Origin of the sequence: Bacillus sp. FSL R5-0709 (assembly GCF_038004785.1) — a bacterium.
In the GTDB taxonomy this organism is placed as follows: Bacteria; Bacillota; Bacilli; order Bacillales; family Bacillaceae_G; genus Bacillus_A; species Bacillus_A mycoides.
On sequence record NZ_JBBORT010000001.1, the window covers coordinates 2608801 to 2634438 of the forward strand.

A 25638-nucleotide genomic window follows, 5' to 3' on the forward strand; every position below is an offset into this window, starting at 1 on the left:
TCAAATATACTTATATAAATAAATACTACCTCTTTTCACAAAATCCGTAAAATAGAAAAAGGATACTTTTATACAAAAGTATCCTTTTTCTATTTTTCTTATTTAATATGAAATGCATTTAGAGAAAATCCTAACTTCTCCACATATTCCCTTCCTAGTTCCATCCGCGCCGTTTTTAGTGGATCCACAACTTGGCAAATTTTTAAATTACCTGCTGCTGATAATAAAAGAGTTGCATAAGCTTTAGACATTTCTAATTCTTCATGTAAAAATGTCACCATATTACGTACAGCACGATTCGCTGCATCATCTAGCAATTTCTCTGAAGCAATCGTCATTATTTTTTCTTTTTGAATAGCCAATGGTAATGGCCATTTCTTTCCTTTTATAGTCTGAACAGTTACAGTTACCTCACCAGCAACCTCTACTCCACTAACACCAATTTCACCATCACCCATCGCAGCGTGTAAATCACCTAATGCTAAAAGAGCACCAGGAACATTTACAGGTAATAATAATGCTGTTCCTTCTTTAATCTCTTTACAATCCATATTCCCGCCATGATCATGCGGTGTACCACATGAAATACTCTCTTCTTTCGGTGCAGTACCAATCACACCAATCATGGGATTAATTGGAATTTGCAGTTCATTTGAAAATGAAACATGTCCATTATGTATTGGGAGAATTTTCACTGTATTTTCATTTAGCTCATCACCCATTACACCTAGGTTCGCACCTGTAGTTAAAACACCCTGCTCTGCGATTTTAATCTTTTCAATCGTTACGACTAATATATCACCAGGTTCTGCACCTTTAATATGTACAGGTCCCGTCGCTGGATTTATTCGATTCCAATCTAATTCTTGAAACACAACATCTTCAGAATCAATTTGATTTTCAAAGCAATCATATGTTTCAAATACAAGACGGCTCCCAATTTCTACTTCAATACATGGATTATTTTCTGGTGACATTGCGTAAATGATATGTTCTTTATGTATACGATGCATAGTACCCCTCCTTTTTCGTTTTTATCTTCTATATAATAATTAGCTTTTATCTGTATAAGCTCCTTTTTAAAATTAGTAGTTATTTTCAAGAAAAATGCACTTAGCTCATTTTGAAACATACACTCTTTACTATAACAGGTAAAGAAAGGTGGTATTACAATGCCCCTTATTCCATACAACGAAAGTGACGTTGATTTACTAGCTCGTTTAATTCGAGCTGAAGCTGAAGGTGAAGGACGACAAGGTGAACAACTTGTTGGCTGTGTTGTCGTAAATCGTGTGTTTTGTGATTGTTTAGATTTTAAACAACTTCGATCTGTGCGTGATGCAGTATATCAAAGCCCTGGCGGATTCGAAGCAGTGCAATTCGGATATTTTTACCAACGCGCCCGTGAATCAGAAAAAGAAATCGCAAGAAAAGTTTTACAAGGTGAATGGCGCTGGCCAGCACGATGGGCTCTTTGGTATTTTCGTCCAGTTGGAGCTTGTCCACCCGAATGGTATAATCAGCCGTTTGCAGGGCAATTTAAAAGCCATTGCTTTTACGAACCAAGTGGTGATGAATGTCCAAAAATGTATTCAAGATAGTAAAAATTAAGCAACGCAAGTACTTATTCTATTGAGTACTTGCGTTGCTTTTAACTATATTTTAGAAATCTAATAATGTGACGAATTTTCTAGCGCCTACCACATGTATTAATAATGGTATACGTGGACCACTTGATTGATTCATAATGAGCCTATATAAAATGGTAAATAATTGTTTTTGATTTTCTTTCATTATTTTTTTATTTTCATGATGACAAATCGTATACAATTGCTCCATTAGTTTAGAATGATCGTTATTAGAACGAATTATTTTACAAACTTCTACTAACCATTTTTTCTGCCGTTCATCTAATGTGTTATAAAACTCCGTATTTTTCTCTTTATTTACCGCAATTAATTTTTTAGATTGAAAGTTTCTTATCCAATACTCAGCACGATTACTTATCGCTATCATTTCAGGTAATGCATAGCTCCTATCTATTTTCTCTAATATATCTTGTAAAATAGATGAATCAAAATTTAATAACGGTAAAGTTCCTGCTACTTGATTAAACTTTGGATACTCTTTAAATTGGCTATCAAGTCTAGAAAGTTTAATTGCATCAAATAAATCTTCATTTTTGAGTGTTTTATTTTCATAACTATCCTTCAATCTCTCATACTCTGTATAATTGCGAATCACATCTTCATCAAGTCCAATATGAAAAGCTGCGCCGGGCCTATATTTTGCAAACATAAAAAGAATCACATCTGGTACATACACTTTTAATAAGTCCCTAGGTGTAATACTATTCCCTGAAGAACTGGACATTTTTTCATGATGCCCTTTAATTCCAATGAAATCATAAGCAACGTATTGAGGGGCTTCACAATTGAATATTTCTCTTGCAATTTCTTTTGATACATTATAACTACCAGTTTCCGATGAATGATCTCTTCCGCCCGGTTCGAAAATAACATCCTCTATCATCCATCTCATCGGCCAATCGATTTTCCAATTCAGTTTCATTTGACTTGTATTTAATATGGATAATTTATTTTGATTTCCACATTCACAGTCATACCGAACTGTTTTTAATACTTCATCAAAATGTGTAATAGTTGTGGCATCTTTCCCGCACCTCTCACAATATAACGTAACGGGATAAAAGTTTTCTCTATCTTCTTCTCGGTGTATTCCTGTTTTAAACCCCATTAAAATATCATATATTTCTTTTCTTTTATACAAAGACTCTAATATGTTTTCGTTATACCTTCCGCTTCTATATTCAGCATGTTGATATATGAATTCAACTTCAATCCCAAATGCTTGGAGCGATTTCTCAAACTCTTTTTCAAAATGCTCTGCGTACGAGTTATGACACCCATACGGATCAGGAATATCACAGTATGGCATACCAATATATTTTGCAAAAGATGGATCAATATTTTTAGGAACTTTTCTAAACCTGTCATAATCATCCCATGAAAAGATAAAACGAGTCTTTTTCCCTAAATCTTGCAGAGCCCTTACAACGAAATAAGTCGTTACTATTTCACGGAAGTTCCCAATATGAACAGAACCAGATGGACTAATTCCAGCTGCACAAACAAAAGTTTCTTTGTTTGGATTTTTTCTAATCAATTCATGTGCTACTTCATACGCCCAATGCATATGTTACTCACCTCAATTGTATTTTTGTTTTCACATTTTCAGTTTTATGCAATAAAAAAACTCCCACCCCCAAGATTATTCATCTTGAGGACGAGAGTTATTAACTTCGCGGTACCACCTCAGTTTGTTAATACGTCACCATATTAACCTCTTCAGGTACGGCAAAACATGCTTATACCCTATCTCTATAACGGGAGAACCCGTCGCACCATCCCTAAATGAATTAGTTCCTTGCGCAGCTCTAAGTCTTTTTTCATTAAGATGTATACCGCTCTTTCTCAGCTACCAGAGCTCTCTGTACGTATTCTTTCTTAACTACTCTTCTCTTCAATGCCATTTTGAATATTAGTTTTTACATATGATAATTTATAACGTATATATTGTCAAATTTTTCTGAACAAAAATATAAAACTACCTAAAAAAACATTTTATCGCTTCTAATTGAATTCTGTGGCTACACTCATCACAACAATATGTCCCTTTCGGTTTCTCTTTAAATCGCTTATATTTTTCACTTCCTTCGTATACTCGGAATATATTTTCACACGAAAAGCAAACAATCTCATAAAACAGCATATGCATTTTCCTCACAGTGTTTATACATTTTTTTAATAACTTGAAAAGGTCTGTTTTCGACATTGCAAATCTTAATAATCTCTCACAAAAGGTTTACCTCTATTCTTATCGAATTATATAAATATCTTATAAAGCGAGGTGAACATCTTGTTCAGTAATATAGAATTAGTTTTAGATGCTAAAGCAAGTTTAGCTGCAGGACCATGTTGGAATGAAAAAAAGCAGCTTTTATACTGGGTTGATATTATGGAGAAAAAACTATGCATTTATACCCCCGCTAATAATTCAAACCGAGTGATTGCCCTCAATCAGCAAATCGGCTGTGTCGTTCCATATCTAGATGATGTAGTACTTTTAGCTCTAGAAAAAGGGTTTTATTCTTTTAATCTAAATACAGAAGAGCTTACACATATTTATGATCCTGAACCACATTTAATAGAAAATCGTTTTAATGACGGGAAATGCGATCCGGCTGGCCGCTTTTGGGCAGGCACTACTGACTTATATGGTATAAGTGGCGCCGGTTCCTTGTATTCTTTAAATAATAATCTCCAAGTAGAGAAAAAGGTATCACATGTAAATACATCAAACGGCATAGCATGGTCTCCTGACGATACATACCTTTATTTTATTGATACACCTACAAAAAAAAGTAGTCCGTTTTCATTATGATATACATACTGGTGTAATTAGCAATCCAACAGATGTTATCATCTTCCCTGAAAATGAAGGTCTACCCGATGGTATGACAATTGATGTAGAAGGTTGTTTATGGATTGCACATTGGGGAGGCTCGAAGATTACTAGATGGAATCCCTTGACTGGAGAACAGATTTTAAGTATTTCGATTCCTGCTTTATATGTAACGTCGTGTACATTTGGAGGACCTAATTTGACCGATTTATATATCACAACAGCCAGAACAAGAATGACTGATGCGGAATTAAAACAGTACCCACATGCTGGGGGTATATTTCGAATTCAAATGAATGTTAAAGGTTGTCCAACCTATTCATTTCGCCATGAAACTATTGGAGCTGAAACACTATGAACAGAATCGATTACATAAGACAAGAAGAGAAAAAGTATCACGATCTTTGCTATGAACAATATAAATTATTCGAAGCGGGATCTTGGCTTTATAAACCTGTTAAAACAGTTATGGACATGCTGAACTATCTTGAAGAACAGAAAGACCTACAAATACTGGACCTTGGCTCTGGTGTCGGTAGAAACAGTACTCCGATTGCACAAAAAATTATGAATAGTGGCGGCACTGTTACTTGTATTGATCTACTTGATTCGGCTTTAATGAAGTTACAAGTTTATAGCAAAGAATATGGTGTATTTGAATACATAAAAACGGAACAAGCAGCAATTGAAGACTACTATATTGCTCCTAATACTTATGACTACATCGTTGCAGTATCAAGTTTAGAACATGTTAGATCAATAGACGATTTTAAAAAAGTGCTTCACACTATGAAAAATGGGACAAAGAGTGGCGGTATCAATTGTTTAATAGTTAACTCTAACATTTAAGAAATAGATTTAGAAACAGGAGAAGAATTAGATGCTTTAATTGAAATTAACCTTTCTACGGAAGAAATGATACGTACACTAAAAGGCGTTTATAACGAATGGAAAGAAGTAAAAGTTGAAATGAAAAATTTAGCGTATGATATTGTACGAAACGGTAAACACATTCAATTAAATACGAATGCGATTACTTTTGTCGTGCAAAAATTGTAGTTTATATGAGTGGTGACAATTTTTATTTTTTATAGTCACCACTCATATATTTATGTAAATATCATTCCATCGTAATTACAATTTTCCCTCTAGTATGCTGACTTTCACTCAAAATATGAGCTTCTCTAACGCCTTTTTCATTAAACGGCACAACTTTACTAATGATTGGTTTGATTTTTTCAGCTTGGATCAAACTAGTTAATTCGTCTAATTGCTTTCCACTTGGTTTTAACCATAAAAATCCTGATCTTATACCCTTTACTTCATGAAGTGGTTCATGAACGATAGAAACTAGAACACCACCAGATTTAATAATTTGAAAACTTTTTTCTTGTACTTCTCCGCCGATTGTATCTAACACAATATCATAATCTGATAGTAGCTCTTCAAATTTATCTTTTTTATAATCAATAACAAGGTCAGCACCTAAAGACTTTAAAAACTCTTCATTTTTACTACTTGCAGTTGTTGCGACAAAAGCCCCAAATGATTTTGCGATTTGAATTGCAAAACTCCCTACTCCGCCCGCTCCAGCATGAATTAATACTCGGTCATTTTCTTTTATTTGTGCATAATCGACAAGACTTTGCCAAGCTGTAAGTCCTGCAAGAGGTATAGATGCTGCTTCTTCAAAATTAAGATTATTAGGCATTTGCGCTACTAAATTTGATTTCACTGTAATGTATTCAGAATAAGAACCTTTCCCTGTATTTTCAGGTTTCGTAAACACTTTATCTCCTATTTTAAAATGATTCACATCTTCTCCAACTTCTTCAACTATTCCAGCAACATCTAATCCTAATGTAATTGGAAATGAAAATCGCAACTTTTCTTGTAAGTCTCCCTTTCTTATTTTCCAATCAACAGGATTGACAGATGTTGCGTGTATACGTATTAATACTTCATTACATTTAACAACTGGTTTAGGAACTTGTCTTTCTTGTAATGCTTCAACACTACCATATTGATTAATAACAATTGCTTTCATTTCCTCTCCTCCTTGTTGTTTATTGTAATAACAAACAATTATTTTTCAAAATTTTCCGCCTTGGATGACAATAAATATGTTAGGAGGTGATATTTATGCTACTCTACTAATTAAGCATCATGAGTGCAAAAAACATTTATTTCACTTAAATACAATCTAATTTACGCCTAAGAAACACCCAAAGTTATATTTCTCTTTATTTATTAATGACCTTTAAATGAAACGGAGAGTGTGCTATGAGTGAACAAGTTTTCAAAGTAAACGGTATTGATATATGTACAGAAAGCTTTGGAAATCCTAATAACCCAGCAATATTATTAATTATGGGAGCTACGTGTTCAATGGTTTATTGGGATGAAGAATTTTGTGAAAGGTTGGCTAGCACAGGAAGGTTTGTCATTCGCTATGATAACCGTGATGTTGGGCGTTCTGTTACATATGAGCCTGGGACTTCCAATTACACTGTAGCAGATATGGCTGAAGATGCAATCGGAGTACTCGATGCGTATCATATTGACAAGGCACACCTTTTTGGCATGTCATTAGGAGGTATGATTGCTCAAATTGCTGCAGTAAAACACCCAGAAAGAATTTTGACCTTAACATTACTAGCAACAAGCGTTATTGGATCTGATAACAATACTCGTGATTTGCCTCCAATGGATGAAAGAATTTTGACACATCATGCTAATGGTGCAAATTTAGATTGGACAAATAAAGATGTTATAGCGAAATATTTAATTACAGGATCACGTCTACTCTGTGGATCAAAGCGTATATTTGATGAAGCAAGAACTTTAAAACAAGTAAAGCAAGAAATAGAACGTGCTAACAATCTATTAAGTATGTTTAATCACGCCCTCCTTACAGGTGATGATTCTTATGAAGGTATACTAAAGTCGTTACTAGTACCTACTTTAGTAATTCATGGTACGGACGATACAGCTCTTCCACTTGAACATGGACTCGCACTTATTGATGAAATTCCGAACTCAAAGCTATTATCCCTTGAAGGTACAGGGCACGAGATTCATCCCGATGACTGGGATAAAATTATTAAAGCCGTTTCAGAACATATATCCTGTATAAGATAAGAACAACTATTAGAAGGGGCACAAATTGTTTTGCCCCTTCTATTTATCCCGCTATTTGTGGGCAGTAAAACTCCCACCTCAAAATTCAGCTGAAGCAAAGAAATTAGGTGGGAGATAAACTGCCCGTAAACGCCCGATTGGTTCAACTAATAATCAGTGGGGGATGAACAAAACCCCCACTGATTATAGTTTCACTTTATAAAGATTACGATACAATATCAAAAACCCATCACTGCATTCGTATGTATAGTGATGGGCTCTACCTATATTTTTTTATGCTTAAAAAAATGGACAATCTAACTGGTCAACAGATTCCCACGATTTTTTTTTTACATTTTCGGTGGATTTACTATTTTCTAGTGGTACGTGTTTAAATGGATTCATTTCAACTTTTAATAGAGATGATGGTTCTATATATAAAGAAAAAACATGGCTACTTGGCAAGGTTTTTGATACATCAATATCTCCTACTTGTTTAAATAATTGCTGGGCCGCAAAGAAAAAGAAATTAGTTGGATTAGATTGTTTATTAAGCCAAGCAATCATTTCAGGCGATACTGATTTATTAATGTTAATTTTCACTCGATCACCACGTTTATATCGCCTAGATCGCATACTTCCACCAACTAACTTATCGTTAAGTTTGTAAACCCTAACTCTTTTTGCTTATGCTCTCTATATTTTGGCGAGCATGTATATACTAATAACCCACGAGCATTGGTGAATAACGGGTTATCTACAAAGATCACATTTTTCAAGCGTCCTTTTTGTTTCAAAATCATTTTTAAGCTATTTTTAATAATAACTGCGCCCCCACCATAAATAAATACATATGGATCGTCTTTCATATCATCAATTTTGTTAATAATATCCGTTGCGACACGTGCTGCTAAACCTAAAAATGCTGGCTGCGATTCCTCAACTAACAATGCATTTCTTGGGTGCTTTTCATTTAAATAAATTTGGTTAAATTCTGTAATGCTATCAATTGTTTTCGTAGGATATTTCCGATTCCATCTCGTAATAATTTGTAGTAACGTTTCTTTTACACCGTACGATAATCCTTTACTTAATTGCGGACGGAAATTTACCCCTAATGAAACAACTTCTTCCGTTGTCCCCGCGCCAATATCAAAAGACAATAAAGTTTTATCTACAAAATCAATTTCTGAAACTTGATTTTGTTCACATTCTATTTTATGTTTCACAACATTTCCTTCCTCATCATATACAATCCCCCACGTCCCAGAAGCGCCTTCAGGTAGACATTTACAAAACTCAATAGAAACATTAATCGTAACATCGCGTCCATTTGGATAATGGAATATGACCTTGTGATTACCCATATACCGTTTCGCATTTTCAGCAGCAATTTCCTGTGTAATAAGTTGCATTGGAAGAGCAACAGATAAATCATAACGAATATTAATATGACTTGAAGTAGGGCTTTGACGCATAGCACTTATCGCTAAACCTGAAAGGATTGTAATGACCATTAACTCATCAGTAGATTTATTTGATTTTTTCTCCACTTCAGTACCTTTTAATTGATCTTGAATCACTTTTTCTCCAACGATGTATCGTACATTATTTAACATTAGCGATGGAGAACTAATGGTCACATCAATGTGATTCTCTAATTCTGACGATGAAACTTCACCCTCATCTAACAACCCCGTAGACTCACCTATATATAAGGAATAAATACTCGGAATAAAAATAGGTTCCTGCCCTTTCACCATTAACTTCAAACCATTATTTCCTGCATCTGCACCAGCTTTTAAAAGAATAGACATAACTACCCCCTAAATTAATCTGACATCCCTTCCAAATATATGCGAGCCCATTCTTTTACATTCAAATGTAATGTAATTTTTTCTTCATCCTTTAAACAAAATATCATAAACATTCACTTCATATGTAAAAAATGTTTGACATAAAACTTTTCCAATTTTATACTATGGATGTAAAGAGTTTTTTACAAAAGTGGAGGTGCAATTATATATTGAATACTAAAAAAATTATTTTTGTAATCATAACTTTATCTTTAATCGCTATACTTGTACATGGCACATACAAATACATAACTGAAGGTTCAATTTTGGGTGGGACTATTTTCGCTGCTTCTTTAATACTTAGTAATTTAATTAATCATATTACATGGGGAGATCCAAACGGAGTATCGAAAGAAAGTCAAGATGAGATGGGACAACAAATTACATATAAAAGCTTTAAAATCGCGTATTTTGTGCTTGTAGGTGTTATGTTCCTTATATTACTCTGCTCGGAAGGATTTTCTATGGGTTCCAATTTGGATGGTGTAAAAAACCTTCCACTCTTTATTGCACTCTGTTCTTCCTTTCTTATTTTCCCTATTGTTGAACTCATTGTCGCCAAACAATATAAATAAAAAAAGTGGTTTTCTAAATGCAGAAAACCACTTTTTTATGTTTAAATACCTTCTGCTATTGCTTTCAGCTTATTCACAGTCCGCCAGTTCCTTACTGTAGCTGGCGTATGTAATTTTTGAAACTGGTTCATTAGTTTAGAATTACGAATGCTTTTTTTGAAAAATAAATACACTACTCTTCCTTCGATATGGCAATCTTCTATGTCACTTTTGTACATAAGTAACCGCTTACTGTCTTCTTCAGAAAGTGGATTAGCTAAAAAGGCCACATGTACACTTTCTCCTTCTAATAACGAATGGGTCTCGTAAGGACACTTTTTAATAATATTAATAAATTCATCATTTGCTCGTAACATGACTGGAACATTGAAATCAAAAACGTTCGTAATTTCACATTCAATTCGTTCCTTTAAAAAACTTATCTCTTCTTCTGACTCAAACACTACATTTCCACTTTGAATATATGTTTTCACTCTTTTTAACCCTATGGATTCAAACATTATTTTCAAATCTACCATTTTGATTACCTTATGTCCACCTACATTAATTCCCCGTAGTAGTGCAATATAAATTGTCATATGATTACCCCTCACGTATTTAAATGCTTAACAATCGAATTGTTTTGCACCTTCATGCTTCTCGAATACTTACTTTAATACATCTAACATATCATGTACGGAAAATATCTCAAATTAAAAAACTTACTACATGATTTTTTTCAAGAGTAAGCTTTGTTATCTCATTATCTCGTTATAGGTAAATGTAATATGAATTGTTGTCCAATTGGTCCCATTCTTCTAAACCCTTTATCTTGAAATCCAACTTTCTCATATAACTTTTGTGCCGGAATGTTTTTTTCATTTACAGCAAGAATCACTTCATTTTTTACTGGATAATAATATTTTACAAAGTCTTGTAATAACGCCAATGATTTTTTAGCATATCCCTTATTTTGTTTATTGTGATTAATGGAAAAAGAAGTTAAAAGTATGGCATCCTTATTTTCTGTAAACTCCTGTACCCTATCACCTGTTTGTAATATAAATACACCGACAGGTACTCCGTTATAGTCTAAAATAACAACTACATTTTTCGTTCGATCATTTTTCGCTTTCTCCAGTAATTCACCTGGATTCGCCGTAAATTGAACTTGTTCACTTGGTAAAGTAAATGATTGTATTATCTCTTTATATTGCTCCTTATACGGCACTAATTGTATTTCTCCTGTATGTATGTTCATGCTTAACTCTCCCATTCCTTCAAGTTATTAACTTAAACCTTGCTGTGTTTTAGAATGCACTTTTCCATCCAAAAATGTTATTTTAGCAAATGATTTTGGATCGTTTCCTTTCCAAGCAAAAATTTGCTTAATTCGTGTAGAATGTTCTTCCCCTTCTTCTATGAGTAAATCCCCTTCAAAACCGATTAAATCTTTCACTTCTAAATAAGTCATTCCTTCATTAATATTTGAGAAATGATTTATATTAATGGTCTCTTGCTTTTTATTTTCCGTTATAGTAGAAGACATAGCTGTTTTCTTCTTCACTTCTTTCTTCTGGTCACACGCTGTCATACTAAAACCTATGCATAAACTACCTAATATGAGTGCGCTTTTTTTCATCATAACGGCTGTCCCTCCCCTCATTATTAAACCATATATTCCCTTAAAAATAAACTGAATATTTAATCTTGAAGAAAAACCCCGTACAATTTAGTACGGGGTTTTCACTATTTTTTCAAATGGTTATTTGACTGATCTTCTTGTTCTTTTCGTAGTTCTTGTTCTTCATCTTTTGGTAATTGTTTATCATTATCTTTAATCGGATTCGTTTCTCTATTTTCAATCATATCATTTGGAACTTGCGGCATTACTCGGCCAACAATTGCTGCTAATTCATCAAGTATGCCTTCACCAGTTTTACCTTTTTTAATTTGCTTGCCTATTTGTTTTAGTCTTTCATACGTATCAACATCTGCTACAACGACTGCATTTGCACCGTTTGGGTCATTCTTCAAACTCTCTGCAACAGAATACTTAATTGACTCAACGCGAGTTCGATCAAGTTTTGCTTTCACATCAATACCTACAACAGCATACTTCCCAACTACTACTGCTGTCGCATCGTTTACACCAGGTATACTTGCAGCTAAAGATGCCAGATGATCAGCTGCTTTTTCATTTGGCTTATTTGATTTATTTGTATACGTAACATTTTTCATCGAGACATTTTTTTGTTCTGGCTTTTCATTAAGATTGTCTTTTTTTCCAATGCTACATCCAGTAATAACGAAACAAAGCATTAACATATATATAATGATTTTCATTATTTTCACCACTTTATCATTGATGTTTAATCATAAATTTTCTCAACAGCTTGCATCTTCTTCACTTTTTCTTCTGCACCGCTATTTGCGTTAATGAAAATTTGGTACGTATCTTTCCCTAAAGTACCAATATATTCATAACAAAGTACTTCATTATGCAAGTCATTTACTACTACAGCTTTACGTTCTTCCATAACTTTTACATCGGGGTTAATTTTCTTTCTCGCCTCAGCAGCGGTTAGCTTCGCACTCGGAATCGTTCGTTTTTGATGTGATGCTAAATATTCCTTTGCGGAAAAACCAACAATCGACCCATCATCTAAGGCAATTTTCATTTGGATTGCTTCTGGATAAATACGCACTCCATTTTCATTTACAACGTACGTAAACACACCGATATTATCATATTGAGAACTATCAAACAGCTCCATATTTGTAAACTTGTGATCCTTTAAAAATGTTAATCCTTTACTTCCTGCATCATTTAAACTGATTTTTTGCTCTTTAATTTCTCGGTTGTTCATTACCCAAATTGGATATCCACCTTTTCCGGTAATATCCATATAATACTCATTGTTCGTTGCTGGATCTTGAATTTTCACACTGTAGAATGATTCTTTTGCACCTTTTCCACTTTTCTCAACTTCTACTTTTTCATTCCCTTTTAAATTTAAAAATGATTTCGCGATTTTTTCCGCTTCCGCTTTCGAAATCGCCTTTCCTTTTGCATCAAATCCGCCTTTTTTATTCTTTTGTGCACTTGTAAAAGTCGGTCCAAAGTTTGTGGACGAGTATGATGTTACATTCTTTTCTACCGTCTTTAATCCATCGATAATTGTGTTATCTGCTGGATCTTGGTTTGACGCAAGAGCCATTTCTACATCCATCCAGCGAAGATTATTTTTCAATACAAGATGCTGCACTTTTCTCAGTTCATCTTGTATATTTGCTGCATTTGAATATAAACCTTGTAACGTTTTATATTCTTGATCATTTAACGGATCTTTTTCTAAATCACGAACCGCTGCACGATAACTAAAATCACCGATATTCGCAAGGAACTCTTCCGTTTTATTAAATGGCATTAATGTTAAAGGTAATTGTCCTACATCAGAACGAGCCTCTGATGTTAAACGCCATACATCTACTAAAGCTGGCGATAATGAGGAACGTGAATTCATCGCCAGTGTTGTTCCAATTTTATCGTGTAATAAATCAACTTCATATGCTAAATCATGAAACGCACGCTGATAACTATTTTCCGCTCGAATTAATACTGCATTTTTCTCTTGATGCTCTTTATAGCCCCAATACCCTGTTCCGACTACACCTACTGTTAACAATACGATGATAATACCTCGTAACATGTTTCCACCTCCGCTCTATTTACAGAAAATATGCTTACCAATTTTTTTAATTTGTGGACGAGTCCAAATCCATTTACTTGTCGCAGTATCTGGGTTGAAATAATATAATGCATTCCCAGTTGGGTCCCATCCGTTGATCGCATCTAATACGGCTTTTTTCGCATTTTCATTTGGCGTTAAATATATTTGTCCATCTGCTACTGCTGTAAATGCTCTCGGCTCAAAGATTACTCCTGAAACAGTATTTGGAAATGATGCACTTGTGACACGGTTTAAAATAACCGCAGCTACTGCAACTTGTCCTAAATACGGCTCACCACGGGATTCTCCGTATACAGCGTTTGCCATTAACTGAATGTCATTTTGAGAATAACCGTTTGGAACATTTGTCCCTGTACTTTTTGGCGGCTTATTTTCCTGTTTACCTCCACCACTGTTCCCTTTATTAGTTGTAGTATCTTTATTAGCGGTCGACTTATCATACTTCGTTGCCTTTACAAGCATTTGCTTCGTTTTAGCACCCGCTAAACCATCAACTGGCAATCCGAATTTTTGCTGAAAGTTTCGAAGTGCCCAATATGTACCCCATCCGAAAACACCATCAACTTTCCCCGTATAAAATCCGTTATATTTCAAACGAGTTTGCAGTTCAATGACATCTTCTCCAGATGCCCCTCTTTGAATCACTTGATTAGAGAAGGCTTCCACATTTTTGGTCTGTATACTACTTACCATTAAAGATAGCCCGATAAAGACAAGCAAAATCGCTATTTTAAAAACAGCTTTTTGACGCATGTATTTCCCTCCTTAATTACGGAAATGATTTCATGGTTATGTTTTGTAAAACCCTCGCTTTTATGTAAAGAAGACAAAAAAATCCAAACTTATATGCTTGAAGAAATATGTAAACAATATACAAAAAGAATAAAAGGAGCTTATTATGAAGCGATTCTTCGTACGTACAGCATTTATATTTTTTTTAATAACAACATGTTCAAATATATATACCGACCCATCTATTGTTCACGCACAGCCGCCATATGCAAAATGGGGTAAACTAGCCGTTGAAAAAACGAAAGAACAATATCCGAAAGCTGAGATTATCGATTACCTTCATATAGGTAGACAACCAAAAACTGTTCAAATAACAGTTGAAAAGTTTAAATTATGGCTACGTGAGGGTGGAAAAGAGTATGGTGTTTTTGTGGATGTAGAGTTTGATACGAAAACAGAGGAATTTTTAAAGATGTCCTTTCAGAAGACAAGTCGGTAAAACAAAAAAACCTCCGTCTTTACATACAGACAGAGGTTTCTTTATGTACTTCTTCCTTAATAAGGAGGATTATTTTTTATATGCAAAGATCGATTACCTAACATTTTTACTAATCCGCAAATAGCTCCAATAACAACAGATATCCCTATACTATATAAAAATACTCTCCCATATCCACCTATTCTCGGATCTAAAAACGGATATGGGTACCAATTCACGAATGGCCCGCGTATTAAGCTATAGACAACATATAAAAGCGGGAAAACAAGCCAACTCGCAGCCTGTTTCCATGTAATGGTCTTCGTAGGTGGATTTATAACCCAATCTAAAATCATCGCTAATGGCATGATGTAATGAAGTACAGTATTTACCCATGGTATCGCTGTTTGAAGTGACTCTTCTAATCCCCTTAATAACAAAAAATAAATAAGTCCTGTTGTCAGTATGTATACTGTAGCTGCACCGCGAAGAACTCCAAATTGCTCGGAACGTCCAAATAGGGCTGTCCCCAAACTACTAAATAGTAGAATTACCGCAACTAAAATATTACTTTCAATTGTGAAGAAACTAAAAAAGTTAACTGGATTGAACGGTTTCACTTGTGCCCTTGTAACAAATTGAGTAATAAGTGCACTAAACGCTAGAAGACTTAATAACAGTCTATAAATCGCTATCATTTTTGCACTTCTCATAAAACACCTCATTTCTCTACTTATTTATGATTGGAATTCTCTTTTATATGCTCTATAAATAACTTTAATGGTACGAGGCCACGTTTTGGCATGTGGCTACTAATTACAGCTACGAGCTCTAACTGCGGAATGATAATAATGTATTGCCCTCCGTATCCCATAGCAAAATACATACAATACGGTATGTGAAATCTTTCATTATTTAATACCCACCAGTGATATCCATATGCTCCGACATGTTCATACGTTTCAAATAGAGCCTCACCTGATTCTTCTAACCATTTCGATGATACAATATCATTTCCCTTCCAATATCCATTGTTCAAACATACTTTTCCTAACTTTAATAAATCTATAGATTTCATTTTCATACCGAATCCGCCAACATATATACCTTGCGGGTCTTGTTGCCACTCATACTCCGTAATGTTTAACGGCTCAAATAAATACTTTTTCGCGAACTGCTCCGTCGACATTCCAGTTGCTTCTTGAATGATGTAACTAAGTAAATGAGAAGAACCTGAATTATAATTCATTTTCGTACCTATTTCTTCAATGAACGGCTTTTCTAAAATGTATTGCACCCAATTGTCTGATTCCACAAAATCATTCGGGAAAACAACCCCATTTCCGAACTCTTTCCAATTTTCTCCTGTTGTCATCGTTAATAAATGATACAGCGTTAATTCCCTCTTTTCCTCCGGCACATTGGGAATCCATGTTGTGATTGGTATATGTATATTATTTATAAATCCTTTATCAATTGCGATACCAATTAATATAGATACGATACTTTTTGTAATCGAATTAATTTTAAATAAGTCATTTGCACAGTCTATCGTTTTATAGTACTCAGTCGTTAATTCCCCCTTTTGATAAACAAGAAATGTATTAACCTTTTTCTTTTCAAATTTATTTTGTAATTGCTCGAAATTCAAGAAATCTTCCTCCATCTAAATGGTTATGTAATATTTGTTATTCATTTCGTTCTCTCTATTAAATCATATTTGTTATTAAAACAAAAAATAAACTTGCCAGCATTTAATAGCTGACAAGTTTATTTTTATAATTTCGTTCGAACGTTCCAAAGCTCTGGGAAGAAGCATTGATCAAGCACTCGCTTTAAATAAGATACGCCAGAAGAGCCACCTGTTCCCATTTTATGACCAATAATTCGTTCTACCGTTTTCATATGACGGAAACGCCATTGTTGTAGCCAGTCTTCAATATCGATTAATTTCTCTGCAAGCTGATATAAATCCCAATATTTCTGCACGTCCGCATATACTTCTATCCAAGCCGCTTCTACAGTTGCATCCTCTTCGTAAGGCTGCGTAATATCACGATTTAACACATCTTTATGAATTGGGAATCCTTCTTTAACAAGCGCTTGTATCGCCACATCATACAAACTTGGTGTATGAAGTGCTTTATGAAGACGAGCATGTAATTCTGGGTCCTTTTCATAAATCTTTAATGCATGTGGTGTTTTATAACCAAGTGCATATTCAATCATTCGATATTGATACGATTGAAAACCTGAAGCCTGACCAAGTGAATCACGAAACTCAATATATTCTGATGGTGTTAATGTCGCAAGAATATCCCAAGATTGAATAATTTGCGACTGAATTTTTGATACACGTGCTAACATTTTAAAAGCTGGTGGTAATTTATCTTGTTTAATAGATTCAATTGCAGCATTCAATTCATGTAAAATTAGTTTCATCCAAAGCTCACTCGCTTGGTGGATAACGATAAATAACATTTCATCATGATGATCTGATAATCTTTGTTGACTAGATAATAAGCTATCTAGCTGTAAATACTCTCCATACGTCATATTCTCCTTAAAATCCGTATGAATCCCTTTTTCCATAATTACCTTTTCATTTTCTTTCATATTAGCCAAACGCCCCTTTGTGTTCATTTCTACTTATATTGGTCTAATAACAGCTCGAACTGGACTCCCATCCGCATCTGTTAATGCAAGTGGTAATGCAATAAGTTCGTAATCGCCGTCTACTACGTGATCGAGTACGACATTTTCTAAAATGTGAATTCCATGTTTAAATAATTGATGATGTGCTGCTAGTTCTTTATCATCTAAAGGATCAACAGATGGTACGTCCACTCCGATTAAACGAATTCCCTTTTCAGAAAGAAAGGCTGCAATATCTGCGCGTAAATGCGGGATTACATCTGGGAATTCATTTGCTTTACCATGTGAAGATGTACGTAATAACAATCGTTCTACACCTTCTAAATGAAAGTTTTCTAATTCCTTTTTCCCGATGCTTTCAAGATTAGAAACGTCAATGATTCGCGCTGGGCCAACATAAACTTGAATATCTAAATCCAACACCTTCTTACCGTCATTATCAAAATGAAAAGGTGCATCAATATGAGTACCTGTATGGATACTCATCGTTAACTTTCCGACATTTACTGAACCACTGTTTTCTTTTGACCATGAAACTTCATACGAGAACGGTGTATCCCCTGGCCATGTCGCGATATCATTATTTAGCGGTTGTGAAATATCAATCCACTGCGATGTTTTCATGCTTACGCCACAACCTCTCGCTTATTTTCAAAGTTTTTATATTCTTCATTTTTCATAATTTTCTTTAAAATTTGTACAGAGTTCCATACTTCCTTATACGTATTGTATAAAGCAACAGGCGCAAGTCTAACTCCATTTGGAGCTCTAAAGTCTGGAATAACCCCATTTGCTTTTAACGCTTTACAAATACGCGCCGCCTCAGCATGTTCTAAATAAATATGCCCGCCTCGTTTTTCATCCTCTAATGGATTTCCAATTGTAAATTCAAAGCCTTTTAATTCATGTTCAATTAAATCAAGCATATATCTCGTAATATGTAATGATTTTTCACGTAACTTTTCAATACCAGCTTCTTTAAAAATTTCAAGAGAACCGATTAATGGTGCAGTACTTAATACGTGAGGTGTCCCTATTTGATAAGCTCCAGCATGGTCAGCCGCAGTTAATGAATGCTCCATATCAAATTGCTTATCTTTTCTAGAACTAAACCAACCAGATAATCCTGGGAGTCTATTAAAGTGTTTATTATTTACATAAAGGCCTGCAACACCACCAGGACCTGCATTTAAATATTTATAATTACACCATACAGCGAAATCTACATCCCACTCTTTAAAATGATGCGGAATGGAGCCGATTGAATGACATAAATCAAAACCGATATGAATACCACGTTTATGAGCTTCAGCTGTTAATCGCTTCATATCAAGAATTTGTCCACTTCTATATAGTACAGAAGGCAATAATATTAAAGCGATATCATCGGTCATCGCATGAATAATATCATCTTCAGAAAGTGTTCTTCCATCTCGGCTTTTCACTCGTACTAAATGTTCATCTGGATCTAAGCCTTTTAAACGAATTTGACTCTGAAGTGCATAAATATCTGACGGAAAAGTTAATTCATCCGCAAGAATTTTTGTTCGTATTCCTTTCGGCTCATAAAACGTCGCAATAACTTGATGTATATTCGCCGTCGTGGAACCGGTTACAATCGTTTCTTCCGGTAAAGATCCAATAAGAGGTGCTGTCAATTCACCCAATTTCTCCGAAAGGAAAAACCATGGATGCTCACCTTCAGTCCATCCATCAATCCCAAACTCTTTCCATGAATCTAGCAAGGTAAGTAACGATTTCTCTGCTCTTTTTGAAAGCAACCCTAAAGAGTTACCATCTAAATATATTGTTCCTTCTTTTTTATAAAATTCAGATTGAAAATCTTTCAGTTCATCATGTTTATCACATTCAAGCGCATACTCATAAGTTGGTTGAAATGGTTCTTTATACATGGTGTCACCTTCTTTTAATTTTCTTTTTATTCTAACTAATTGAAATATATCACTTAAATTGATATAACGTCAATGATATTATGTCAGTTGACTTTATATACGAACTTCTTTTACAATACAATTATATTTTCAGATATTTCAGTATAAAGAGGTGATTCCTTGAAAAATTCTACTCTTTCAACAAGAAAACACCGCTCCTTAGAAACAAAAAAGAAACTATTACATTCCGGTTATACTATGTTTATAAAAAACGGATTTCAAAAAACTACAATCACGCAAATTATTAAACATGCAGAAACTGGTTATGGAACAGCATATGTATATTTTAAAAACAAAGATGCTCTCCTCGTCGTTTTGATGGAAGATGTTATGAATCGCTTTTATGATATTGCTGATCGCTCTTTTTCCCCTCAAACAAAGGCCGAAGCACTAGATATGATTCAGAATCAAGTGCGCGCTTTTTTACAGTTAGCACAAGAAGAAAGAGCTATATTACAAGTTGTTGAAGAAGCAATAAGAACCTCAAAAGAAATACGTCAAAAATGGGATGAGATTCGCGAACGCTTTGTAACACGGATTATACAAGACATCACCCATTCCCAGGAAAATGAATTAGTACGAACTGAGTTAAATAAAGAGATTGTCGCATGCGGCTGGTTCTCTATGAATGAAACGTTTCTTTGGACAATCGTGCAAAATGATAAAGAACTAGAATTAGAAGAAATTGTACATACTTTAACGGTAATGTATACGACGGGGTTATATAAATAGCACATTATAACCTCAAAAAACCGTTACTCAATATGCTTAGTAACGGTTTATTTAAAATATTTTATTAACGATACAATAATACAAAAAAGTGATGTAAGTAATAGCAAAAGCCCCATATTCTTATTCTCTTTTTCATCCTTCTTAACGTTGTGTATCCCCATACCGGCAAGCATAAAACCTAAAAGTAATTGTAAAATGAGCATACTTTGCTTCGAATCATCATTCCAACTGTAAATAGAATAGCCCATTATAATAAAAGCGAGTATGAATGTGATAATTCTAATCATAAAAACACCCCCTATTTGATTCTATTGTTTTAACCTACTCACCATTCCAACAATAAACTTATACTCAGCTCTACTTTTTCTTACTTTCTTAAAGCCCTCTTTCGTATCAAAAATAAAACACGTTTTCCGAAACCAAATCCGTACATATAAAGACTCAAAATAAATTGGTTTAATAATTCCTCGTTCCTCGAATTCAGTTCCATCTTTATTTTCGGTTTCCGTTCGAATGAACCACCTATTCCCGATTCCAATTTCAATATACTTCACATGCTAACCCCCTTCAGGAAATCTTCTTTCTAATTATTCTATTATTTCCCTGGCAAGCGCACATTCCGACAGAACGTGAGCCCATAAAGAAAAAGTAGATTACAAAAATCTACTTTTATAGCCTAAATTTTTGCATACGTTTATAAAATGTACTGCGTGGCACATCTAATAGTTTTGCAGCTAATGAAACATTTCCGTTCGTCTTTTCTAGCGCTTCAATCATGCTATCACGCTGTATTTTTTCACGGAAATTTAATGTATGCTCCGTTTTATTTTCTGCTTGCATTTCAAGTTGATGTTGATTTCCAATCATTGTTTGTAATAAAAAAGAGATTTGTTTTTCGCATATTTCCCGTCCTTGCGATAAAATGTATATGCGTTCTAATACATTTAATAATTCTCGAATATTTCCGGGCCATGTATGCTGTGAAAATTGATTACAAATACTCTTTGGAAATACAACATTCCAATCCTTTCGTTCACAAAAATGTTGTATGAAGTACGGAATATCCTCTTTTCTTTCTATTAAGGACGGAACATATAGCGGATAAACATGTAAACGATAATATAAATCTTGACGGAATTTCCCTTCTTCTACTAATCGTAGTAAATCTTTATGTGTCGCAGTAATAATACGAATATTTACTGGTACCTCTTTTGAACTACCAATTGGGGTTACTGTTCGTTCTTGCAAAACACGCAATAATGCCACTTGCATCTCTGGCGGTACTTCACCAATTTCATCTAAAAATATTGTTCCTCCATCTGCTTGTCCGAATTTCCCTTTATATCCTTGGCGCCGCGCACCTGTAAACGCACCTTCAGCATAACCGAATAATTCACTTTCCATTAATTCTTTCGGTAATGAACCGCAGTTAACAGCTATAAAAGGACCATTTTTTCTTGGACTATTTTCATGAATCGCTCTCGCTACATATTCTTTCCCTACACCTGTTTCTCCACAAACATATACACTAGCGTCAGTTGGTGAAACAAGCTTAATTTCTTCTAAAGTATGTTGAAATACGCTGCTTGTCCCAATAACTCCAGGGAAAGTAATTCCGTTTATAAACGGGTAAGTAGAAAATAAATTTTCTTGTTTATTTTCCTTTAAGTAAATACATTTCCCAATCATTCTATCATTACTATATACCGGTACCTCTAATTTAGGTTTCAATCCATTGTGCATTAAATCTTCAAGTTTCATTCGTGACCAATTACATACTCGTTCACGAACCCTCTTGCTCGCAGAAACGATAACATCACGATGGTTACAAATAACAACTTGTTCATCACTGTCAATTACATCTAAAAAACGATGGATTAAATCCAGTTCATTTTGATGTACTCGAATACTACATTCACGTTCAATCGCATGCGCGATCGAAGTTACCATTCCGAGCATATATGGATGTGAAAACTCAATTGGACAGGAGAAATCTAGAACACCAATTAATTTCCCATCATCATTATGAATCGGAGAGGCCGCACAGCTCCAGCTATGAGATGCGACAGAATAATGCTCTGTACCACTTATCATAATAGCCTCTTCAATCTGTAACGCTGTTCCTATCGCATTTGTACCAACAGCTGCTTCCGTCCATTTCACACCTTCAATAAAATTAATATGTTTCGCTCGTTTCAACGTTTGCTGATTTCCACTTAATGATAGAACATAACCATCTGGATCAATTAATAATGCCATCATTTGCAGTTCATCAATGGTTTTTCTCATATTTTGTATTTGAGGTATTGCTATATCAAGGAAGATTTCACTCTTTTTCTTTTGATCCTGAAAAATATCAGAAGACAAAATTTTCTGACCTTTATTCATATGAGGATTCACATTTGCTTGTTTACATCGATGCCATGACTCTGAAATTCTTTCGTTTATACGGTTCGAATCAAGGACTCCTTCATCAACAAACTTTTTCCATGTATGTAAGTAAAACGGTGAAGCTAACATTGTATCATCTCCCCTATTAATTGTTTTGGAGATTTATAAAACATACTTTTATTATAAAACTGAATAAAAGCGTTTTCAATACAACTAGAAAGATGACACAAATATGTTAATAATTTGAATATCTTAATGACCTTCTTTATTCTTTTTTAGTAGAACTATATTTTGTATAATGGACGCAAAGAAAATACTTAACCAAAACCACTTTTGTGGATTGCCGTTTATAAAGAAAACTATCACCGCTATTGCAAATAAAATGGTGGATGCTAAACTAAAATATAATTTTGTTTTAATTCCCATTATTCCTCACCTCTCTATCACTTTACAGTACATACTAACTCTTCATTTTTTAACTCTAATATGTACTCCTGTAAAACATATTCTTTCCCGCCATGTTTTTCATACCAATCATGTATTCTTTTAACATGTATCTTGTCGCTTCTAATTTTTGATTCAATTTCTTTATACTGTTCATAACTATCATATTCCCATATTGCAAATACTTCAGTCGTACCATCATTATTATCTTTCATCCAGCGTCCTATTAAACGAGAACCATATTTTATTTGATTAGGTAAATTAGTATCATTGAAATGATCATTAAATATTTCTATGAATTCATTTTTTACTACATAGTATTTCCTTCTGTAAAACATACTTCTTCACCTCTTTTATGAAAAGTATCAGTAAACCTTCCCATTACTACCGTATTATAATACTTACCATCCGACAGTTTTTTATCATTTTTTAGAATACCTTCTACCTCCAAACCTAATTTTTTATAAAGTTGGATGGCTTTTTCATTTTTCTCTAACACTTGCAATGATATCTTTTTCACTTCATTTTCATCAGCCCACTGAATAGATTGTTGCAATAGACTCTTACCCATTCCATATCCCCAAAACTCTCTTAAAATACAAACACCAAATTCTACTTTATGGGCTAATCTCTTCAACTTTGATCCTTCGCATCTTGAAAATCCAAAGATTTGATTGTGCACTTCTGCAACTAAAAAGAGATTCTTCATCTCTTCACTATCTGTTTTTATTATTTTTTGAAACCCTATCTTATCTATAAATCCCTCTCCAGCTTCTCTATCCATATTCTCAGTTTCTCCATCGATCTGAACTCTAATTTCCGATAACTGCTCAGCATCCGTTTGAACTGCAGAACGAACTGTATAAGTTAATCCATTCGTATGAAACTCTTGTCCTTTTATAATCATTTCAAACTCCTTTTAAATGAGGTCTATTGACGCTATTACAATTTCTTTACCTTGTTTCTCAAATTGTTGAATCGTTTCTTTACTAGCCCCTTCATCTGTTATTATAAGGTCAATTTCTATCAGTGACTCTCCTTTTATAAAGCAGTCTATTCCAAGTTTAGTATGAGGAGCTAAACAAATATTTCTTCTAGCAATTTTACTTACTGTTTTTCCAAAATAAGCAACTTCCGGTGTCGCAGTACTTATACCATTCAATGAAATACCGCCACCTGTAGAGAAATAAAGATCAATAGAGAATCTACTTATCAATTCAGAGGCAAGTGTATCTGTCATATTTCCTGATGGTTTCACTTTTCCACCAATTAAGTACGTATCAATGTTCTTATATTCCTGTAACTTACTAGCAATTTCTAAAGCATTCGTAATAACTGTAAATGATGTTTCAGGTAAATACTTTAACATGGCATAATGAATGGAAGCCCCTCCAATAAAAACGGAACCTCCTTCTTGTATGTAGGATACAGCAACTTTCGCAATCGCATCTTCATCTATTGAACTATCACGATAACGTTTCGATGGTTCGGCAGCTAAGTTTCTCACTCGCGTAAGTTCAACTGCACCTCCGTGCGTTCTTTTTAATAAACCATCCTTCTCCATAATAGACAAATCTCTTCTTATAGAATCAATAGACATATCAAAACTTTCCGCAAGATCCTTTGCGATTACTCTTCCATCTCTCTTAAGTAACTCTAAAATTTTCTCTCTACGCTCTTCAGTGAACATGTTATCACCACCATTATTGAAGATTCAGAAATTTAATCTTTATTTTAATTATATGCATGCTTTTTCTGTATTACAATATTTTCAATTCTTATTTATTCAGCTTTATACAGTTTTTCTCCCTATTTCTATCCGATTAACTTGAAAACGAAATAAATGTATATTTGCATATTCCACAAACATACTTCCATTTACCTTCCTATTGATGTGAAATTATTCCTATGTTTTACTTTTTAATACAGAAAGGGATTACTATGAAATCTATAATTAAAGTAACTTGTACAGCATTAATATTTACAGGAATCATGGCAGGATGTAACGGTAATTCTACACCCAAAAAAGAAAAAAGCACTTTTGAAAAAAACGCAATGCATTATGGGGAAATTGTTAAAAATGAATACTATAGAGCAACAGTTGAAAATGCAAAATTTGAAAAAATAGACAAAGAGTGGCGCCTAACAACTCGTGTTATGATTAATAATGTTCGAGACGATGGACAAACTATTGATCTTTCGGAAATAAAATATTTCATACAAGATGAAAAAACTGGTCAGAAATATGAAGGTGAAGCTCATCCGATAGGTGACGAGCACTATAAAAATGTTCCACACGAATTCTCTTTAACTACTGACGTTGTATTTGAAATGAAAACTTCTCCTAAAGACTTAAATAACATGTATTTGTATATTGATAGTAAAGTTGCTCCATTAACAAATACATATTGGAAGCTTGATAATCTAGTATCTAAATAAAAAGACCAGTCTTAAATGACTGGTCTTTTTACATTCAAGTATTCA

The 25638-nt window shown here is 34.1% G+C and carries 29 protein-coding genes, 2 pseudogenes and 1 other annotated feature; of the genes and pseudogenes, 8 read left to right on the forward strand and 23 right to left on the reverse strand.

The genetic code is table 11. The features are described 5' to 3' along the window. Positions 1–98: 98 nt before the first annotated feature. Positions 99–1013: an acetamidase/formamidase family protein gene (locus MKX37_RS13245; protein WP_078422455.1), complete on the reverse strand. Its 915-nt coding sequence runs from the start codon at positions 1011–1013 to the stop codon at positions 99–101. Between the two features lie 159 nt (positions 1014–1172). Between MKX37_RS13245 and MKX37_RS13250 the strand changes: the two genes are divergently transcribed. Further along, positions 1173–1601 carry a cell wall hydrolase gene (locus MKX37_RS13250; protein ID WP_002085180.1) on the forward strand — a complete coding sequence of 143 codons (429 nt, stop codon included), beginning with the start codon at positions 1173–1175 and terminating at the stop codon, positions 1599–1601. Positions 1602–1662: 61 nt separating this feature from the next. Here MKX37_RS13250 and lysS read toward each other — a convergent pair whose 3' ends face one another. Both lysS and MKX37_RS13260 read right to left on the reverse strand, forming a co-directional pair. Next, on the reverse strand, positions 1663–3216 hold the full coding sequence (lysS, locus tag MKX37_RS13255) for a lysine--tRNA ligase (RefSeq protein ID WP_078422456.1): 1554 nt from the start codon (positions 3214–3216) through the stop codon (positions 1663–1665). 83 nt (positions 3217–3299) lie between these two features. Next, positions 3300–3556, reverse strand: a binding site (T-box leader). Between the two features lie 71 nt (positions 3557–3627). Further along, on the reverse strand, positions 3628–3798 hold the full coding sequence (locus MKX37_RS13260; RefSeq protein ID WP_078422459.1) for a DUF2197 domain-containing protein: 171 nt from the start codon (positions 3796–3798) through the stop codon (positions 3628–3630). A 141-nt stretch (positions 3799–3939) separates the two neighbouring features. Here MKX37_RS13260 and MKX37_RS13265 point away from each other — a divergent pair. Together MKX37_RS13265 and MKX37_RS13270 are read left to right on the forward strand one after the other, a co-directional pair. Further along, positions 3940–4843: pseudogene (locus tag MKX37_RS13265) on the forward strand (SMP-30/gluconolactonase/LRE family protein). Then, positions 4840–5544, forward strand: a pseudogene (locus tag MKX37_RS13270) (class I SAM-dependent methyltransferase). Before MKX37_RS13265 ends, MKX37_RS13270 begins: the two co-directional pseudogenes overlap by 4 nt. A 61-nt stretch (positions 5545–5605) precedes the next feature. On the opposite strand, the gene MKX37_RS13275 reads toward MKX37_RS13270, so the two are convergent. Further along, on the reverse strand, positions 5606–6532 hold the full coding sequence (locus MKX37_RS13275; RefSeq protein ID WP_002168245.1) for an NADP-dependent oxidoreductase: 927 nt from the start codon (positions 6530–6532) through the stop codon (positions 5606–5608). 236 nt (positions 6533–6768) lie between these two features. Between MKX37_RS13275 and MKX37_RS13280 the strand changes: the two genes are divergently transcribed. Further along, positions 6769–7626, forward strand: a complete 858-nt coding sequence (locus MKX37_RS13280) for an alpha/beta fold hydrolase (RefSeq protein ID WP_002127689.1) — start codon at positions 6769–6771, stop codon at positions 7624–7626. Between the two features lie 279 nt (positions 7627–7905). On the opposite strand, the gene MKX37_RS13285 is transcribed toward MKX37_RS13280, so the two are convergent. Next, positions 7906–8241, reverse strand: coding sequence for a hypothetical protein (locus tag MKX37_RS13285; RefSeq protein ID WP_002085171.1), 336 nt, complete (start codon positions 8239–8241; stop codon positions 7906–7908). 11 nt (positions 8242–8252) lie between these two features. Next, positions 8253–9422: a ParM/StbA family protein gene (locus MKX37_RS13290; protein WP_002013097.1), complete on the reverse strand. Its 1170-nt coding sequence runs from the start codon at positions 9420–9422 to the stop codon at positions 8253–8255. Between the two features lie 209 nt (positions 9423–9631). On the opposite strand from MKX37_RS13290, the gene MKX37_RS13295 reads away from it, so the two are divergent. Further along, positions 9632–10036 (forward strand): hypothetical protein, encoded by a 405-nt coding sequence (locus MKX37_RS13295; RefSeq protein ID WP_002127690.1) that lies wholly within the window; start codon positions 9632–9634, stop codon positions 10034–10036. Between the two features lie 41 nt (positions 10037–10077). Here MKX37_RS13295 and MKX37_RS13300 read toward each other — a convergent pair whose 3' ends face one another. The 6 genes from MKX37_RS13300 to sleB form a co-directional block, all read right to left on the reverse strand. Further along, positions 10078–10614, reverse strand: a complete 537-nt coding sequence (locus MKX37_RS13300; protein WP_078203324.1) for a DUF1697 domain-containing protein — start codon at positions 10612–10614, stop codon at positions 10078–10080. A 164-nt stretch (positions 10615–10778) separates the two neighbouring features. After that, positions 10779–11276, reverse strand: coding sequence for a GNAT family N-acetyltransferase (locus MKX37_RS13305; protein WP_002013093.1), 498 nt, complete (start codon positions 11274–11276; stop codon positions 10779–10781). Between the two features lie 27 nt (positions 11277–11303). Beyond that, positions 11304–11660 carry a hypothetical protein gene (locus tag MKX37_RS13310; RefSeq protein ID WP_002127693.1) on the reverse strand — a complete coding sequence of 119 codons (357 nt, stop codon included), beginning with the start codon at positions 11658–11660 and terminating at the stop codon, positions 11304–11306. A gap of 104 nt (positions 11661–11764) precedes the next feature. Further along, positions 11765–12361, reverse strand: a complete 597-nt coding sequence (locus tag MKX37_RS13315; RefSeq protein ID WP_078422465.1) for a YhcN/YlaJ family sporulation lipoprotein — start codon at positions 12359–12361, stop codon at positions 11765–11767. A 26-nt stretch (positions 12362–12387) separates the two neighbouring features. Then, on the reverse strand, positions 12388–13728 hold the full coding sequence (ypeB, locus tag MKX37_RS13320; RefSeq protein WP_078422466.1) for a germination protein YpeB: 1341 nt from the start codon (positions 13726–13728) through the stop codon (positions 12388–12390). Positions 13729–13743: 15 nt separating this feature from the next. After that, the gene (gene sleB, locus MKX37_RS13325; RefSeq protein ID WP_002032721.1) at positions 13744–14523 is read right to left on the reverse strand and encodes a spore cortex-lytic enzyme; all 780 of its coding nucleotides are present in this window, start codon (positions 14521–14523) and stop codon (positions 13744–13746) included. A gap of 145 nt (positions 14524–14668) precedes the next feature. On the opposite strand from sleB, the gene MKX37_RS13330 reads away from it, so the two are divergent. After that, a complete protein-coding gene (locus MKX37_RS13330; protein WP_002032720.1) occupies positions 14669–15001 on the forward strand; it encodes a DUF3889 domain-containing protein in 333 nt (110 codons plus the stop codon). Between the two features lie 56 nt (positions 15002–15057). Here the strand turns inward: MKX37_RS13330 and MKX37_RS13335 are convergent, their stop codons facing one another. From MKX37_RS13335 to kynU, 5 genes are all read right to left on the reverse strand, one after another. Further along, positions 15058–15693, reverse strand: coding sequence for a Pr6Pr family membrane protein (locus MKX37_RS13335; protein ID WP_002127696.1), 636 nt, complete (start codon positions 15691–15693; stop codon positions 15058–15060). A 20-nt stretch (positions 15694–15713) separates the two neighbouring features. Beyond that, positions 15714–16631: a serine hydrolase domain-containing protein gene (locus tag MKX37_RS13340; RefSeq protein ID WP_002127697.1), complete on the reverse strand. Its 918-nt coding sequence runs from the start codon at positions 16629–16631 to the stop codon at positions 15714–15716. A gap of 125 nt (positions 16632–16756) precedes the next feature. After that, the gene (gene kynA / locus MKX37_RS13345; RefSeq protein WP_002127699.1) at positions 16757–17596 is read right to left on the reverse strand and encodes a tryptophan 2,3-dioxygenase; all 840 of its coding nucleotides are present in this window, start codon (positions 17594–17596) and stop codon (positions 16757–16759) included. Positions 17597–17629: 33 nt separating this feature from the next. Continuing rightward, positions 17630–18259, reverse strand: a complete 630-nt coding sequence (kynB, locus tag MKX37_RS13350) for an arylformamidase (protein WP_002065849.1) — start codon at positions 18257–18259, stop codon at positions 17630–17632. 2 nt (positions 18260–18261) lie between these two features. After that, positions 18262–19548, reverse strand: a complete 1287-nt coding sequence (gene kynU, locus MKX37_RS13355; protein WP_003189895.1) for a kynureninase — start codon at positions 19546–19548, stop codon at positions 18262–18264. Positions 19549–19707: 159 nt separating this feature from the next. On the opposite strand from kynU, the gene MKX37_RS13360 reads away from it, so the two are divergent. Continuing rightward, positions 19708–20319 (forward strand): TetR/AcrR family transcriptional regulator, encoded by a 612-nt coding sequence (locus MKX37_RS13360; protein ID WP_016127093.1) that lies wholly within the window; start codon positions 19708–19710, stop codon positions 20317–20319. Positions 20320–20366: 47 nt separating this feature from the next. Here the strand turns inward: MKX37_RS13360 and MKX37_RS13365 are convergent, their stop codons facing one another. From MKX37_RS13365 to MKX37_RS13390, 6 genes are all read right to left on the reverse strand, one after another. Then, complete coding sequence (locus MKX37_RS13365) at positions 20367–20606, reverse strand: DUF3953 domain-containing protein (RefSeq protein WP_002165667.1); 240 nt, start codon at positions 20604–20606, stop codon at positions 20367–20369. Positions 20607–20627: 21 nt separating this feature from the next. Next, positions 20628–20873, reverse strand: coding sequence for a DUF3977 family protein (locus tag MKX37_RS13370; protein ID WP_000873838.1), 246 nt, complete (start codon positions 20871–20873; stop codon positions 20628–20630). Between the two features lie 115 nt (positions 20874–20988). Next, entirely contained in the window at positions 20989–22839 is a 1851-nt protein-coding gene (locus MKX37_RS13375; RefSeq protein WP_002127703.1) for a sigma-54-dependent Fis family transcriptional regulator, read from the reverse strand. Positions 22840–23153: 314 nt separating this feature from the next. Continuing rightward, positions 23154–23492 carry an NIPSNAP family protein gene (locus MKX37_RS13380; protein WP_002127705.1) on the reverse strand — a complete coding sequence of 113 codons (339 nt, stop codon included), beginning with the start codon at positions 23490–23492 and terminating at the stop codon, positions 23154–23156. Continuing rightward, complete coding sequence (locus MKX37_RS13385) at positions 23465–24061, reverse strand: GNAT family N-acetyltransferase (RefSeq protein WP_078422467.1); 597 nt, start codon at positions 24059–24061, stop codon at positions 23465–23467. Before MKX37_RS13385 ends, MKX37_RS13380 begins: the two co-directional genes overlap by 28 nt. 12 nt (positions 24062–24073) lie before the next feature. Further along, positions 24074–24844: a DeoR/GlpR family DNA-binding transcription regulator gene (locus MKX37_RS13390; protein WP_078422468.1), complete on the reverse strand. Its 771-nt coding sequence runs from the start codon at positions 24842–24844 to the stop codon at positions 24074–24076. A 251-nt stretch (positions 24845–25095) separates the two neighbouring features. On the opposite strand from MKX37_RS13390, the gene MKX37_RS13395 reads away from it, so the two are divergent. Further along, positions 25096–25593, forward strand: a complete 498-nt coding sequence (locus MKX37_RS13395; protein WP_000835754.1) for a hypothetical protein — start codon at positions 25096–25098, stop codon at positions 25591–25593. Positions 25594–25638: the final 45 nt, after the last annotated feature.